The organism is Natrinema thermotolerans, assembly GCF_031165565.1.
GTDB classification, from domain to species: domain Archaea; phylum Halobacteriota; class Halobacteria; order Halobacteriales; family Natrialbaceae; genus Natrinema; species Natrinema thermotolerans.
The window spans coordinates 2401377-2414757 of the sequence record NZ_CP101873.1 but is presented as its reverse complement, the minus strand read 5'-3'; the positions used below and the strand labels follow the sequence as shown (position 1 = coordinate 2414757).

The 13381-nt window shown below is 69.0% G+C and carries 14 protein-coding genes; 6 read left to right on the top strand and 8 right to left on the bottom strand.

The features are described 5' to 3' along the window. Positions 1 to 210 precede the first annotated feature (210 nt). Positions 211 to 1518: a molybdopterin molybdotransferase MoeA gene (locus NP511_RS12455; RefSeq protein ID WP_049965738.1), complete on the top strand. Its 1308-nt coding sequence runs from the start codon at positions 211 to 213 to the stop codon at positions 1516 to 1518. A gap of 15 nt (positions 1519 to 1533) precedes the next feature. Here NP511_RS12455 and NP511_RS12450 read toward each other — a convergent pair whose 3' ends face one another. Beyond that, a complete protein-coding gene (locus tag NP511_RS12450) occupies positions 1534 to 2661 on the bottom strand; it encodes a serine hydrolase domain-containing protein (protein ID WP_049965737.1) in 1128 nt (375 codons plus the stop codon). Between the two features lie 110 nt (positions 2662 to 2771). Here NP511_RS12450 and NP511_RS12445 point away from each other — a divergent pair, with 110 nt between their 5' ends. Further along, positions 2772 to 4625, top strand: a complete 1854-nt coding sequence (locus NP511_RS12445; RefSeq protein ID WP_049966883.1) for a molybdopterin biosynthesis protein — start codon at positions 2772 to 2774, stop codon at positions 4623 to 4625. A 14-nt stretch (positions 4626 to 4639) separates the two neighbouring features. Here NP511_RS12445 and NP511_RS12440 read toward each other — a convergent pair whose 3' ends face one another. Further along, positions 4640 to 5008: a hypothetical protein gene (locus tag NP511_RS12440; RefSeq protein WP_049965736.1), complete on the bottom strand. Its 369-nt coding sequence runs from the start codon at positions 5006 to 5008 to the stop codon at positions 4640 to 4642. A 232-nt stretch (positions 5009 to 5240) separates the two neighbouring features. On the opposite strand from NP511_RS12440, the gene NP511_RS12435 reads away from it, so the two are divergent. Both NP511_RS12435 and NP511_RS12430 read left to right on the top strand, forming a co-directional pair. Then, entirely contained in the window at positions 5241 to 6233 is a 993-nt protein-coding gene (locus NP511_RS12435) for an ABC transporter substrate-binding protein (protein ID WP_049965735.1), read from the top strand. Beyond that, positions 6230 to 6664, top strand: coding sequence for a desampylase (locus NP511_RS12430; RefSeq protein ID WP_049965734.1), 435 nt, complete (start codon positions 6230 to 6232; stop codon positions 6662 to 6664). The genes NP511_RS12435 and NP511_RS12430 overlap by 4 nt, the downstream gene beginning before the upstream one ends. A gap of 18 nt (positions 6665 to 6682) precedes the next feature. Here the strand turns inward: NP511_RS12430 and NP511_RS12425 are convergent, their stop codons facing one another. Further along, positions 6683 to 7114, bottom strand: a complete 432-nt coding sequence (locus tag NP511_RS12425) for a hypothetical protein (RefSeq protein ID WP_049965733.1) — start codon at positions 7112 to 7114, stop codon at positions 6683 to 6685. Between the two features lie 377 nt (positions 7115 to 7491). After that, on the bottom strand, positions 7492 to 8967 hold the full coding sequence (locus NP511_RS12420; protein ID WP_049965732.1) for a sulfatase family protein: 1476 nt from the start codon (positions 8965 to 8967) through the stop codon (positions 7492 to 7494). Positions 8968 to 9099: 132 nt separating this feature from the next. Here NP511_RS12420 and NP511_RS12415 point away from each other — a divergent pair, with 132 nt between their 5' ends. Continuing rightward, entirely contained in the window at positions 9100 to 9330 is a 231-nt protein-coding gene (locus NP511_RS12415) for a hypothetical protein (protein ID WP_049965731.1), read from the top strand. Position 9331: 1 nt separating this feature from the next. Here the strand turns inward: NP511_RS12415 and hisS are convergent, their stop codons facing one another. From hisS to NP511_RS12395, 4 genes are all read right to left on the bottom strand, one after another. After that, positions 9332 to 10630 (bottom strand): histidine--tRNA ligase, encoded by a 1299-nt coding sequence (hisS, locus tag NP511_RS12410; protein WP_049965730.1) that lies wholly within the window; start codon positions 10628 to 10630, stop codon positions 9332 to 9334. A 272-nt stretch (positions 10631 to 10902) separates the two neighbouring features. Further along, the gene (locus NP511_RS12405; protein ID WP_006180224.1) at positions 10903 to 11493 is read right to left on the bottom strand and encodes an alpha hydrolase; all 591 of its coding nucleotides are present in this window, start codon (positions 11491 to 11493) and stop codon (positions 10903 to 10905) included. Further along, positions 11493 to 11843, bottom strand: coding sequence for a DNA-binding protein (locus NP511_RS12400; protein WP_006180225.1), 351 nt, complete (start codon positions 11841 to 11843; stop codon positions 11493 to 11495). The genes NP511_RS12405 and NP511_RS12400 overlap by 1 nt, the downstream gene beginning before the upstream one ends. 105 nt (positions 11844 to 11948) lie before the next feature. Beyond that, positions 11949 to 12404 carry a 30S ribosomal protein S19e gene (locus NP511_RS12395; protein ID WP_006180226.1) on the bottom strand — a complete coding sequence of 152 codons (456 nt, stop codon included), beginning with the start codon at positions 12402 to 12404 and terminating at the stop codon, positions 11949 to 11951. A 96-nt stretch (positions 12405 to 12500) separates the two neighbouring features. On the opposite strand from NP511_RS12395, the gene thiL reads away from it, so the two are divergent. After that, entirely contained in the window at positions 12501 to 13379 is an 879-nt protein-coding gene (thiL, locus tag NP511_RS12390) for a thiamine-phosphate kinase (protein WP_049965729.1), read from the top strand. Positions 13380 to 13381 lie beyond the last annotated feature (2 nt).

Below are 13381 nucleotides of genomic sequence, written 5' to 3'. Positions count from 1 at the left end.
CGACCTCGGGAGAGACAGTCCTGAAACCTGCTCGGCAACAGGCCGGGTTTCCTCGTGCTGGGGAAGCCCCGTCGTTTACGACGGGGAGGACGTCACTGAACAGTCGTCGAGACGAGAGCGGGGGACTCTGACGCCAAATTCGACCTCGAGTCGGACGGAGAGACGACGGCTTCCCCCACGCTTTTGGCCTCCGACGACCCGATTCAGGGTATGGAAGGAGCCGACCGCGAGCGCACGGAGGCCGGGTTCAAGGTTCGAACGCCGGTCGACGAGGCGCGCCGGATTTTGCAGGAGGCGGTCGTGGGGGACGGCGAGGAGGGAGACGTACCCTGCGGAACCGAGACCGTCGATGTCGATCGCGCGGACGGCCGCGTCCTCGCCGCACCCGTCGAATCGGCCCGCAACGTCCCCCACTACGAACGGGCGGCGATGGACGGCTACGCCGTCCGGGCTGCCGACACCTTCGGGGCCAGCGAGCGCTCGCCGGAAGTGCTGCGGATCGCAGCCCCGGACGGCGAGGGCGACCACGCCACCGCCGACCGCATCGAGCCGGATACGGCCGCGCGGGTCCACACCGGCAGTGCGCTCCCCGAGGGGGCCGACGCCGTCGTCATGATCGAACGGGTCACGGAACGCGAGTCGGTCGGCGAACTCGAGGTCGAAGACGCCCTCGCGGAGGGGGAAAACGTCGCGCCGGTCGGCGAGGACGTCGAGGAGGGCCAGCACCTCTACGACGCGGGCCACCGGCTCCGGCCGTCGGACCTCGGCCTCCTTCGCTCGGCGGGCTACGGCAGCGTCGCGGTCGCCCAACAGCCGACGGTCGGCGTCGTTCCGACAGGCGAGGAACTCGTCGCGGGGGATCCCGGCCCCGGCGAAGTGATCGAGACCAACGGGCTGACCGTCTCGCGGCTGGCCCAGCGCTGGGGGGCCCGCGCGACCTACCGCGACGTAGTCACCGACGACCCCGAGTCGCTGCGCGTGGCGATCCAGCGGGATCTGACGAAGGACGTCGTCGTCACCACTGGCGGCTCGAGCGTCGGCGAGCGCGACCTCCTGCCGGAGGTGATCGACGATCTCGGCGAGGTACTCGTCCACGGCGTCGGGCTCAAGCCCGGCCACCCGGTCTGTCTGGGGATCGTCCAGGACACCCCCGTCCTCGCGCTGCCGGGGTATCCCGTCGCCTGCATCGTCAACGCCGTCCAGTTCCTGCGGCCGGTGCTTCGCTGGCTCGAGGGGACCGAGCCCGACCCCCACCCGACGACGCGGGCCCGCCTCGAGCGCAAGATTCCGAGCGAACCCGGGACGCGGACGTTCGCGCGGGTACGACTCGATGAACGCGAGGGCGACGACTTCGGCCCCGACGAGCCCCACTACGAGGCGATCCCGACGCGAGCGAGCGGGTCGGGCGTCCTCTCGAGCGTCGCCTTGGCCGACGGCTGGGTGGTCGTCGACGACGACCGCGAGGGGATTCCGGCCGGCGAGACGGTCGCGGTCGAAGACTGGGAAGCGCACCCGTAGCGGTGTGGCGATCGGTCACTGCAGCGCGTGTCGAACCGCGTCCCCCAGCGCGTTGACGCGGGCGACGTGTTCGTACGAGCCGTCCCGGACGCCGTTGGTCACGTAGGCGAAGCCGACGTTTTCCTCGGGGTCGGCCCAGCCGACGCTGCTGCCCAGCCCCGCGTGGCCGAAGACGTGTTCCGGCGAGAGCGATCCGTAGGGTGCGACCGTCGTCCCGCCCTTCCAGAAGCCCAGCGCGAACCGGCCCTCGCGGCCGATCGTGCCGTCGGCCTCGGTCTCGGCCTGGACCTGCGTCATCCGCTTGACCGTCTCGGACTCGAGCAGTCGCGTCCCCTCGAGTTCGCCGCCGTTGGCCAGGCAGGCGTAAAAGCGAGCCATGTCGCCGGCGGTGCCGATCCCGTTGGCCGCAGGGATCACCGCACGGTGGACCTCCTCGGAGTTGAACGGTGCTGCGACCTCGGCGTTCTTTCCGAGCCCCTCATCGGGGTCGCGACAGCGGTCGAACGGCTCGAAGCCGACCAGCGTCGCGACATCGTCGTCCTCGTCCTCGCGCAGGCCGATCCCGGTGTCGGCCAGTCCGAGCGGGTCGAAGACGCGCGCTTCGGCGGCTTCCTCGATCGGCGTTCCCGATACCCGACGGACGAGTTCACCGACCAGCCAGCCGAACGTCAGCGCGTGGTAGGCCGGCGTTTCGCCGGGCGTGAAGTTCGGCTCCATCGCCTCGAGTTTCTCGACGACGGCGCCCCAGTCGCCCCAGAGGTCGGGCCGGTCGTCGATCTCGCCGCGGTTGAGTCCCGACGTGTGACTGAGTACCTGCCGGACGGTGATTTCGGCCTTTTCGGTCCCCTCGTCGGCGAACTCGGGCCAGTGGTCGACGACCCGGTCGTCGTAGGCGAGTTCCCCTTCCTCGACCAGCGAGTGCAGCGTCACCGCCGCGTAGGGCTTCGTACTCGAGAAGAGAACGTGTCGCGTCTCGCGGGTCTCCTCGGGGCCGTCAGGCGCTTCGACGCCGCCGGCGAGATCGATCACCGGTTCGCCGTCGACGTAGACGGCGAGTTGGGCCCCGTGATGGAGGCCGGCCTCGAGATGACGATCGAAGAGATCGGCGATGCGCTCGCGATCCGTGTCGGAAATCCGTGACATGGCACGGTACTCTCGGGGCGGACGCTTAATCGTTGTCGTATGAGAACATATCGCGGGCATTCGTCCGCGGGTCGACCGACGTTTTTAGCCGCGGCGCGCGAATGGCCGGTATGAACCGCAAGGAGTTCCGCGATCTCGCCACCCCCGACGAAGCGCGGGCGGCGATCGACTCGCTGTCCCTCGAGGGCGGCGTCGAACGCGTCGCGCTCGAAGACGCCCGCGGCCGGATTCTCGTGGCGCGACTCGACGCCGAACTCGACGTCCCCGGCTTCGACCGGGCGAGTCTGGACGGCTACGCGCTCCGGGCCCGGGACACGTTCGGCGCGGACGAGGCCGATCCCGCGCGCCTCGAGATCGTCGGCGAGGTCCACGCCGGCGCGAAACCGGACGTGGCGCTCGAAGAGGGTCAAGCGGCCGAAATCTCGACCGGTGCGGTAATGCCCGACGGGGCCGACGCGATGGTCCCGGTGGAGCGAACCGATACGGAGGCAGACGGGAGCGAAGTCCTGATCCGCACCTCGGTCGCGCCCGGCGACAACGTCATGTTCGCCGGCGCGGACGTGGCCGCCGGCGAGCGCGCGCTCGGGCCCGGGACGACGATCACGCCGCGAGATATCGGCCTGCTGTCAGCGCTGGGCATCGACGAAGTGCCGGTTCGGGCGAAACCAACGGTCGGCATCGTCTCGACCGGCGACGAACTCGTGCGGCCGGGCGAGGCCCTCGAGAGCGACCGGGGCGAGATCTACGACGTCAACAGCTACACGATCGCCGCGGGGGTCGAGGATTCGGGCGGCGAGGCGATCCTCTATCCGCACGCCGGCGACGAGCAAGCGGAGATGGAGGAGATCCTGCGGACCGCGGCCGACGAGTGCGACCTCGTCCTCTCCTCGGGGTCGACCAGCGCGAGCGCGGTCGACGTCATCTACCGGGTCATCGAGGAGCAGGGCGAGTTGCTACTCCACGGCGTGAGCATCAAGCCGGGAAAGCCGATGCTGATCGGGCGGTTGGACGACTCCGCCTACGTCGGCCTTCCGGGCTATCCCGTCTCCGCGATGATGGTTTTCCGGACCTTCGTCGCGCCGGCGATCCGCGAGGCCGCCGGCGTTCCGGAACCCGCCGCCGCGACCGTTTCGGGGCGGCTGGCGCGGCAGGAACGCTACGAAGAGGGTCGTCATCGACTCATGCCGGTCGGTCTGGTCGAGAGCGGCGACGGCGAGACCCTCGTCTACCCCGTCGACAAGGGCAGCGGCGCGACCACCAGCCTCGCCGACGCCGACGGCCTCGTCGAGGTCGGCCCCGAGACCGACTACCTCGAGAAAGGCGAACCCGTCACAGTCACGCTGTTCTCGCCGGACGTCCGGCCGCCGACGCTGTTCGCCGTCGGCGAGGACGACCCGGCGTTCTCGCGGCTCCTCGACGGCCTCGAGAACCCCCGCTATCTCTCGGTGGGCAGCCGCCCTGGCCTGCGGCGGCTCCGGGACGGCGTCCCCGACGCGGCCGTCGTCGCGGGCCCCGTCGAACCCGAGTTCGAAGCGGTCGAACTCGGTCGCTGGAAGCGCGAGTGGGGACTGGTCGTTCCCGCCGGCAACCCCGCCGAACTCGAGGGGCTGGCCGATCTGGTCGATCGCGACCTGCGCTTTATCAATCGGACGACCGACTCCGGGCTGCGCTCGAGCCTCGGCGCGGCGGTAGCCGATCTCGCCGACGAGCGGGGCGTCGACCGCCACGACATCGTCGACGCCATCGACGGCTTCGATCTGGGGCTGCGCGCCCACGAGAGCCCCGCCCGGAAGGTCATCGCGGGCGATGCCGACGCCGGGCTGGGCCTGCGCGAGACCGCCGACCGGCTCGATATCGGGTTCGTCCCCCTCGGCGAGCAGTCGGTGTTTGTGCTGGCGAACCCCGATCGGACCGAGAAGGAAGGGGTTCGGGAACTCGAGGCAGCGCTTTCGGACGCGCCGTAAGCGGACGCTGGCAGCTACGACTCGACCGGAGGGGACTGTTCGCGAACGAACAGCAGCAGCGAGAGGAGAACGAACGCCGTCGCGACGAGTCCCGTCAGGACGCCGACGAGGGGATACGGCGTGCCGCTCAGCAGCCACAGGACGCCGAGATAAACCGCGAGAGCCGCGCCGAGCAGATAGAGGACCGGGTGCCAGTATCGCGTGACGTAGACGGCCGGCCCGACGAGAAGAGCCGCGCCGATGAGCAGGAACTGGCGGGCATCGTCGGGCGACACCGATGGCGCGAGAGTGGCCAGGTACAGGTGAATCGCGGCCAGTCCGAGACACGACAGCAGGAACCCCCACGTGACCGGATCCCCGTCGATTCGCGATTCAGCCGTCATTCCAGTCGTGATAGATGCACGGCAGGGACATAGTAGCCACTGAAACGAGTCACACACTGACCGCGACGCTGTCGTGCGATCAGGTGTGTAATGACGTTCAGTGGCTACCATAACAGTTTCTGACAGAGGGCGGTGCGATATCGGCGGCGGACCGGCGTTCGGTGTCCCCGACGGCGCGGTATGCGATCCATCGAGCCCGCCGTTTTTGACCGCTCGCTCCCTACGGACGATCATGCGAACCGTCACGACGCTCCCCTCGGCCACCGAAATCGTCGCCGCGCTCGGTCGCGAGCCGGTCGGCGTCTCCCACGAGTGCGACTATCCCCCGGCGGCTGCGGACGCGCCCGCCGTCACGCGCTCGAGAATCGACGCCGGCGAGTCGGCCTCGAGCGGCGATATCGACCGGCAAGTCAGAGAGACCGCTGACACCGAGGCCGGCGTCTACGACGTCGACGTCGAGACCCTCGACGACCTCGAGCCCGACGCCGTCGTCACGCAGGGAATGTGTGACGTCTGTGCGGTCGACGAGGCGGTGATCGCGGACGCCGTCGACCGCATCGATGCGAACCCCGAGATCGTCCCGACCGATCCCCACAGCGTCGGCGACGTCCTCGACGACGTCGAACGGATCGGCGCGGCGATCGACCGCGAGCAGCGGGCCCGAGAGCTGCGGGCCGACCTCGAGGCCCGGCTCGAGGCGGTCCGGGAGCGGACGGCGGACATCCCGCCGGCGGACCGCCCGCGCGTGGCGATCCTCGACTGGACCGACCCCGTCATGGTCGCGGGCCACTGGACGGCCGAACTCGTCGACTGGGCCGGCGGCGAGTACGGACTGGCCGACGTCGGCGAGCCCTCGAGGCCGCGTGACTGGGACCCCATCCGCGCGTACGACCCCGAGGTCCTGATCGTCGCGCCCTGCGGGTTCGGGCTCGAGCAGATTAGCCGGAACGCGACGGACCTCACCGAGCGCGAGGGCTGGGCGGAGCTGACGGCGGTCCGGGAGGGACGGGTCTGGGCGATGGACGGCGACCACTACCTCAATCGGCCCGGCCCGCGGCTGGTCGACACCCTCGAGGCGCTGGCACCGATCGTCCACCCCGAGCGGTTCGACGGCCCCGAACCAGAGGTCGCGGTGCCGTTCGAGGACCTCGAGGGGGTCGCGCCGACGGGCGAGCGCGACGCCGCCGAAACCGAGTCCCGCGACGGGGTCGACTCCCGACCGTGATCGTCCTGCCGGCCGAGATTCGGGCGGCGATCCTCGAGCGCGCCCGCGACGGAGACCCGAAGGAGATCTGTGGCGTCCTCGGCGGCGCGTACGACCCCGACGGCCGGAGCCGCGTGGCGTCGCAGTACCCGGCCAGGAACGTCGCCGACGACCCGCGGACCAGATACGAGATCGATCCCGAGCAACAGCTGCGGCTTTTCGACCGGCTCGAGGACCGCAGCGAGTCGATCGTCGGCTTCTATCACTCTCATCCCCGCGGGCCGGCACGGCCGAGCGCGACCGACGCCGCGAACGCGGCCTGGCCCGATCGGTCGTACGTGATCGTCTCGCTCGAGCCCCTCGAGATCGGGTCGTGGCGCTGGCGGACGGGGAGCGACGGAGCCGACGCTCCCGGCGATCGGTTCGAGCGAGAGCAAGTCGTCGTCGAGTGACCCGGTCCGTCTGCGGGGTCAGTCGTCCTCGAGTTCGTCGGCCCGTTCGCGGGCCTCGACAGCCCGCTCGCGGAACTCCTCGATCCGCTGGGTCAGCTTCTTGCCCGCGGTGTAGGCGAACTCGTCGGGCATCATCCCGTAGTCGATCTCGAGGGTGATCATCGTGTCGCAGCCGTCGACGATCTCGGGGGCCCAGCTGCCCTGTGCCAGTTTCGACTCGTCGGTGACGACCGCCTCGCCGTCCTCGACGTCGATGAAGGCCGAGACGATGTTCCAGATGTTCGGATTGCTCGAGCTGACCTCGTCGAACAGGCCCTCGAGGCGCGACCCCTTGATGTCCTCGTCGCGCAGTTCCGCGAGGAGGTCCTCGAGGGCGTCGGCGATCTCCTCGTCGCGGGCGGCCCGCTCGCGGAGGTCGGCGGGCGAGTCGTCGGTGTCGTCGCGCGTCATCGCTGTCCCCCCGTCTCGTCGGTGGCGGCGATCATAGACGATGGTATCGGCTTCGGCACCGTAAACGTACGCTTCCGTACTGAGATCGTATCGTGGAGTCGGTGCTTCAAGCGAAAAGTCGACTGAACATTCCGCTCTCGGTACAGACGACAACAGCAGGGAGCGCGCTGCTATCGTGGCAACACGGAGCGGCCACACCCTCCCCAACCGATTCACTCGCTCCCTTCAGTCGCTCGCTCATCCACTGGAAGATGCGGAGCATCTTCCAAGCAGTCGCTCGTTTCACTCGCGACGACCCCGCACGAGGTTATCGGCCGCTCTCGCTAGCGCTCGATCGGCAGACAGCGCGCGCCACCGCACGTTCTGAAGAACCAAAGCTACGAGGCGTTCTCGAGGACACCGCTCACCCACAGCCGGTTCGGATCCGCCGTCTCGTCCATCCACTCGATCAGCCGCTCGCGCATTTCCCTCCGGGCGTTCGCGTAGTCGGGGTGATCGATCAGGTTCTGCAGTTCGGCGGGATCGGCCTCGAGGTCGTACAGTTCGTCGATATCGGGGCCGTTGTAGACGTATTTGTACGCCGCCGTCCGGACCATCCGCTGGCTGTAGAGGCCGAACTCGTCGCCGTGGTACTGGGCGAACGTCGAGTCGCGCCACTCGAGGTCGGCGGGCGGCTCGCCCCCGTTCTCGAGCAGCGGGACCAGGCTCCGCGAGTCGAAGCTCTCCGGAACGGGTACCTCGGCGATCTCGAGGACCGTCGCCGCGAGGTCGTGGAGGTGGACCGGCGTCTCGCAGGTCTCGCCGTCGGTGACGCCGGGCCAGCGGATCTGCAGCGGGATCCGATAGGTATCGTCGTACATCAACGGCCCCTTGTTGAACTGGCGGTGGCTCCCGGCGAAGTCCCCGTGATCGGAGGCGTGGACGACGACGGTCTCGTCGGCCAGTCCGTGGTCGTCGAGGGCCCCGAGGACCCGCTCGAGTTGGTGATCGATCATCGTGAGAAACCCCCAGTACTTCGCGAGCGCCTCGGCCCACAGCTCCCAGTCGAAGTCCGCAACGCCGCGGTAGGCGAGGTAGTTCTCGTGGACGCGCGGTTTCCCGTCGTAGGTCTCCGCGTAGCTGTCGGGTGGCTCGATGTCGTCGGGATCGTACATCGAGGCGTAGGGTTCCGGGACGACGTAGGGGTGGTGGGGCCCGTAGAAATCCGTTCGGTGGAAGAACGGGCCGTCCCGGTCGCCGTCGGCGTGGGACTCGATCGCGTCGATCGTCCGCTCGGCGAGAAAGTACGCGCGCGTCTCCTCGACGTCGACGGCCGTCTTCGCGGCGACGAACGTCCCCTCGTCGGCGTCTCTGGGCTCTCCGCCGGTGTAGATCTCCTCCTCGAGGGCGGCCTCGTCGACGGGCGTGCCCCGGTCCCTGCGGTACTCGCGGAACGCCTCGTCGATGTCGTCGTGGTGCGTGTCGCTCCCGCCGAGATACGAGAAGCCGAAGTCGGCCGGCGTCCGATCGCGACCGGCGTGCCACTTGCCCGTGTAGGTCAGGTCGTAGCCGGCCGCGACGAGTTCCTCCGAGAACGTCGGCAACTCGTCGGGGAGATCCTCCCGGATTGCGTCGGGCTCGTGGCAGTTGTTCAACATCCCGTGGCCGTGGGGGAACTGCCCCGTCAGCAGCGACGCACGAGCGCTCGAGCAGATGCTGATCGGGGTCACCGCCCGCTCGAAGCGGACCCCCTCGCTCGAGAGCGAGTCGATCGCCTCGGTCTCGACCGGCGGTCCGTCGGGCGCGCTGGCGTCGTATCGCTCCTGATCGGTGAGGACGAACAGGACGTTCGGGCGGGAGTCGGAGTCGGCCATCGACCGTCGTACACCCCGGTCGCAGTTAATGGTGGGACCTGCGGCGGCTCTCGGCGACTCGCGCGGCTGCCGTTATAAGACGCAACCGCGTGAACCCCACCGCTCATTGGGCTGCCCTTCGAGGGACCGCACGTGCCGAGCGCGTACTGCGACGAGTGCGGGTGGGAGTATCGGACCGACGGGGCGGACGGGGAACTCAGCCGGGCGATGATCGACCACTTCGTCGAGACCGGTCACTCGCCGGTCGAGCGCCGCGACGCGGACAATCGCCCCGAAAACGACGGTGATAGTCGGGGAGCCAAAGCACAGTCGGCAGGGCGGCCGGAGTCGGGAACGGAAGCACAGCGGCCGAACCGCGAGTGAGTCAGGCGAGGTCCTCGAACGTCGGTCGCTCGCGGTCGCCGGGGAACTCGTCGACGGGGACCTGCGTCTGGTCACCCGATTCCATATCCTTGATCGTCACCTCGTCGTTCTCGAGGTCCTGTTCGCCGACGATGACGACCGTCTCGGCGTTGATCGAGTCGGCGTAGTCCAGTTGGGCACCGAACGACCGGCCCGCGATGTCCGTCTCGACGACGTGGCCACGATCGCGCAGTTCGCCGACGATCCGGGCCGCTTCGGCGCGCGTGTCTCCGATCTGGAGGACGTAGTAGTCGGTCGTCACGTCTTCTTCGGGCCAGACGCCGGCCCGTTGGCAGAGCAACGCGAGCGTCGCGTGGCCCGGCGCGACGCCGACCGCCGGCGTCGGCTGGCCGCCGAAGCTCTCGATGAGGTCGTCGTAGCGCCCGCCCCCGAAGATCGACCGCGACACCTCGCCTGCCGAGTCGAAACACTCGAAGACGACGCCCGTGTAGTAGTCCAGCCCGCGGGCCGTCTCGAGCGAGATCGTACAGTACTCCCGGGCACCGAAGTCCTCGGCCGCGTCCAGTACGTTCTGTAGGTTCTCGACCGCTGCGGTCACACGCTCGGTCCCCGCGAACGCCTCGACTTCCTCGAGGTCGCCGCCCGCGATGAGGTCGCCGAACTCGGCGGCCTGATCCGCCGAGAGCCCGGCACCGATCAGCAGGTCGTGGTACTCCGCCCGCGAGAGCTTGTCCGATTTGTCGACCGCGCGGATCGCCGCCTCGGTGTCGACCTCGGTATCGTAGCTCTCGAGGACGCCCCCGAGGATGTCCCGGTGGGAGATCCGGAACTCGAAGTGGTCGCCGGTCAGCCCCAGCCCGGTCAGGGCGTCGGCGGCCCACGCAAGGATCTCGGCGTCGGCCGTCGGCTCCGACGAGCCGAAGATGTCGACGTTGGTCTGGTAGAACTCGCGGTAGCGGCCCTGCTGGACCTGCTCGTAGCGCCAGAACGGCCGCGTAGAGACCCACTTGATCGGCTTCGAGAGTTCCTGCTGTTTCGCGACGACCATCCGGGCGACGGTCGGCGTCAGCTCCGGCGTCAGCGTGACGTGGCGACCGCTCTGATCCTCGAAGGCGTAGAGTTCGTCGACGATGTCGTCGCCGCTCTTGTCCGTCCACATCTCGGCGCGTTCCAGCGCCGGCGTCCCGATCTCGCGAAAGCCGTACTCGCGGGCAGTGTCCTCCAGCACGTCGATGGCCTCCCGTCTGGCGGCCATCTCGCCGGGGTAGAAGTCACGAAAGCCCTTGATCCGGTCGTACATGGATATCCGTTCGGGGACGCCGAACTTCTATCCTTTCGTTCCGCTCCCGCGGCGCTCGCGGTCGCCACCCGTTTGCGTCGGCGCTGCTTCCCTTCGTTCCACCAGTCCCGTTCCAAGCCCATCCCGTCGATCGATGTCGACCTGCACCCGACACCGACTGTGCAACGCGTCGCCGACGCCCACGGCTGGCAGGTGACGATTACCGAAAGCGAGGCCGGCGGGGCCCGGTTCGAGTTCGCGCGCGGCGGGTAGGGACCGGAGCGACACCGTCGTCAGCGGACGTTCGTCACGTACGTCTGATCGTGATCGGGGAAGTAGTCCGCGATCGCCGCCCGCCCCTCCTCCTCGGCGATGAGCGCCCGGAGTTCCGCCTCGTAGTCGGCCCGATCGATCTCCTCGCTCGGACCGACCGTCACGTCCAGTCGGTCGTCGACGAGCCGGTCGACGGCCGAGCGACCGAAGCCCGACAGCGGGGCAATGTAATCGATGTCATGGCGGTCCTCGAGGCTCTGGGCCTGTGCCCGCGAGACGGTCGGCACGCGGTCGTCCCGGCGGGTGCCGTCGGCGATGGCGTCGAACTCCCGTGTCGCCAGTCGCTCCAAGGCATGCTGGTGGACGTGCTGGATGCCGTTTCGCGGGAACCCGTCCTCGCGGATGCGATCGACGGCTTCGCGGGCGACGTCGGGATCACACTCGAGGCGTTCGAAGGCAAAGCCCGCGGACTCGGCCGTCTCGCGGGCGTGTTGCCAGTCGTCGCTGATCCCGAAGTGGGCCGTCAGTAGCGTCACGTCGTAGAACTCCTCGAGCAAGAGTGCGGCCAGCGTCGAGTCCTTGCCGCCGCTGTAGAGCAGTCCGAGCTCCATCACCGGCGCTGGATGTCGAAGCTCTGGGAGTCGGGTTTCAGCTCCTTGAGGAGCTGTTTCATCTTGTCGTCGTCGATCTTCCCCTGAATGCGGCCGCTACGGGCGAGGCTGATGACCTGGCGCTCGACCTGCTCGCCGAACTGGGGCTTGCTCATCTTGACGGTGTTGAGCCGCTTGCGGGCGTCGTCGGTCAGGTGCTGGCGCAACACGGCCTTCTTCTGGGCTTCGGCCTGCTGCTGGGCCGCCTCCTGACCGCCCTCGCCCTGTTGGGCCTCGGCCCGGTCCTGTAGCTGCTCCATTTTCTTCTGTCGGAGCTCCTCGAGTTTCTCCTCGTCCGGTGAGCCACTCATCGTTATCCCGTACTTGTCCGGCAGGCGGGAAAATGATTACGGACGACGGAGGGAGGACTCTGGGCGCTGCAAGCGGCACGAAAACGGTTCAACGGCGTTTCGCGATCAGGCGTAGCGCTCGAGTTCCGGGCGGTCGAGTTCCTCGAGGACCTCGTCGGCGGTCTCGTCGAGCAGACTCCGGCCGTCGGCAGTGATACGACGACCCTCACCCTCGGCGGTCTCGACGAGGTCTTCCTCCTCGAGCTGCTGGAGGATGGTCCGGATGAGGTTCTTCGAGCCGTCGGTTCGCTTCGCGGGCGCGACCTGATAGCGGTTCGAGCCGCCCTTCGCGCCGCCGTACTCCGTCGAGAGTCGCTCGACGCCGATCGGGCCGCGGTCGGCGACCTTGCGCAGGAGGCTGGCCGCGCGGGTGGCCCAGAAGTCGTCCTGCTCGGGCGGCAGTTCGTTGGCGACGCCGCTCTTGGCGAATTTGCCCCAGTCCGGTTCCTCGAGTCGGTCCGCGAGATCGTCGGCGAGCGCCTCGATGAGGTCGTCCGCCGGAACGTCGTACATCGTAGCCATTGGCGTGTGATTTCCGTCCGCGGCATTTAAGACCATCGTATCGTGCCGATCCGGCCGGCCCGGACCGCTTTTCGCCCTCGAGTCGAAACGGGGGGTATGGACGAACGCGCCGCCCTCCGACTGCTCGAGGGGGAACTCGCGGCGGCCGGCGACGACGCGGCCGTCGTCGACGGACTGGTCGTGACGACGGACATGCTGCACGATCGAACCGACTTTCCGGACGGGACGACCCGGTATACCGCCGGCTGGCGCGCTATCGGCGCGTCGCTGTCGGACGTCGCCGCGATGGGTGCCGAGGCGACGGCCGCGGTCGCAGCCTACGCCGCACCAACCTTCGAACGGGACGAACTGCTCGCCTTCGTTCGTGGCGCGAGCGAAATCTGCGACCACGTCGACGCCGAATACGTCGGCGGCGACCTCGACGGCCACGACGAGTTCACGACGGCGACGACCGCGATCGGCCGCGCCGACGATCCCGTCCGCCGGTCGGGGGCCCGCCCCGGCGACCGCGTCTGCGTGACCGGCACCCTCGGCCGCAGCGCAGCCGCGCTCGAACTGTTCGGTCGGGGCCACGCCGAGCGGGCGAACGAACTCTTTCGGTTCGAGCCGCGGATCGCCGCCGGACGGGCGCTCGCCCCGCACGCGACGGCGATGATGGACTCGAGCGACGGGCTGGCCCGCTCGCTGCATCAGCTGGCCGAGGCCAGCGACTGCGGGTTCGCGATCGAGTCCGACCGCGTGCCGATCGACGACGCCGTCCGCGAGATCGCCGACGGCGACGACGACGCGCTCGAGCGCGCGACGACCTTCGGCGAGGACTTCGAACTCGTCGCGACCGTCCCCGCGGACGCGCTGTCGGCGGTCCGGTCGGCGACCGACGTCCCGCTGTCGGTCCTCGGGACGGTTCGGGAGCGCGACCACGGGATCAGTATGGACGGCGAACGGCTGGCGGACCGGGGTTACACGCACGGGTAGGC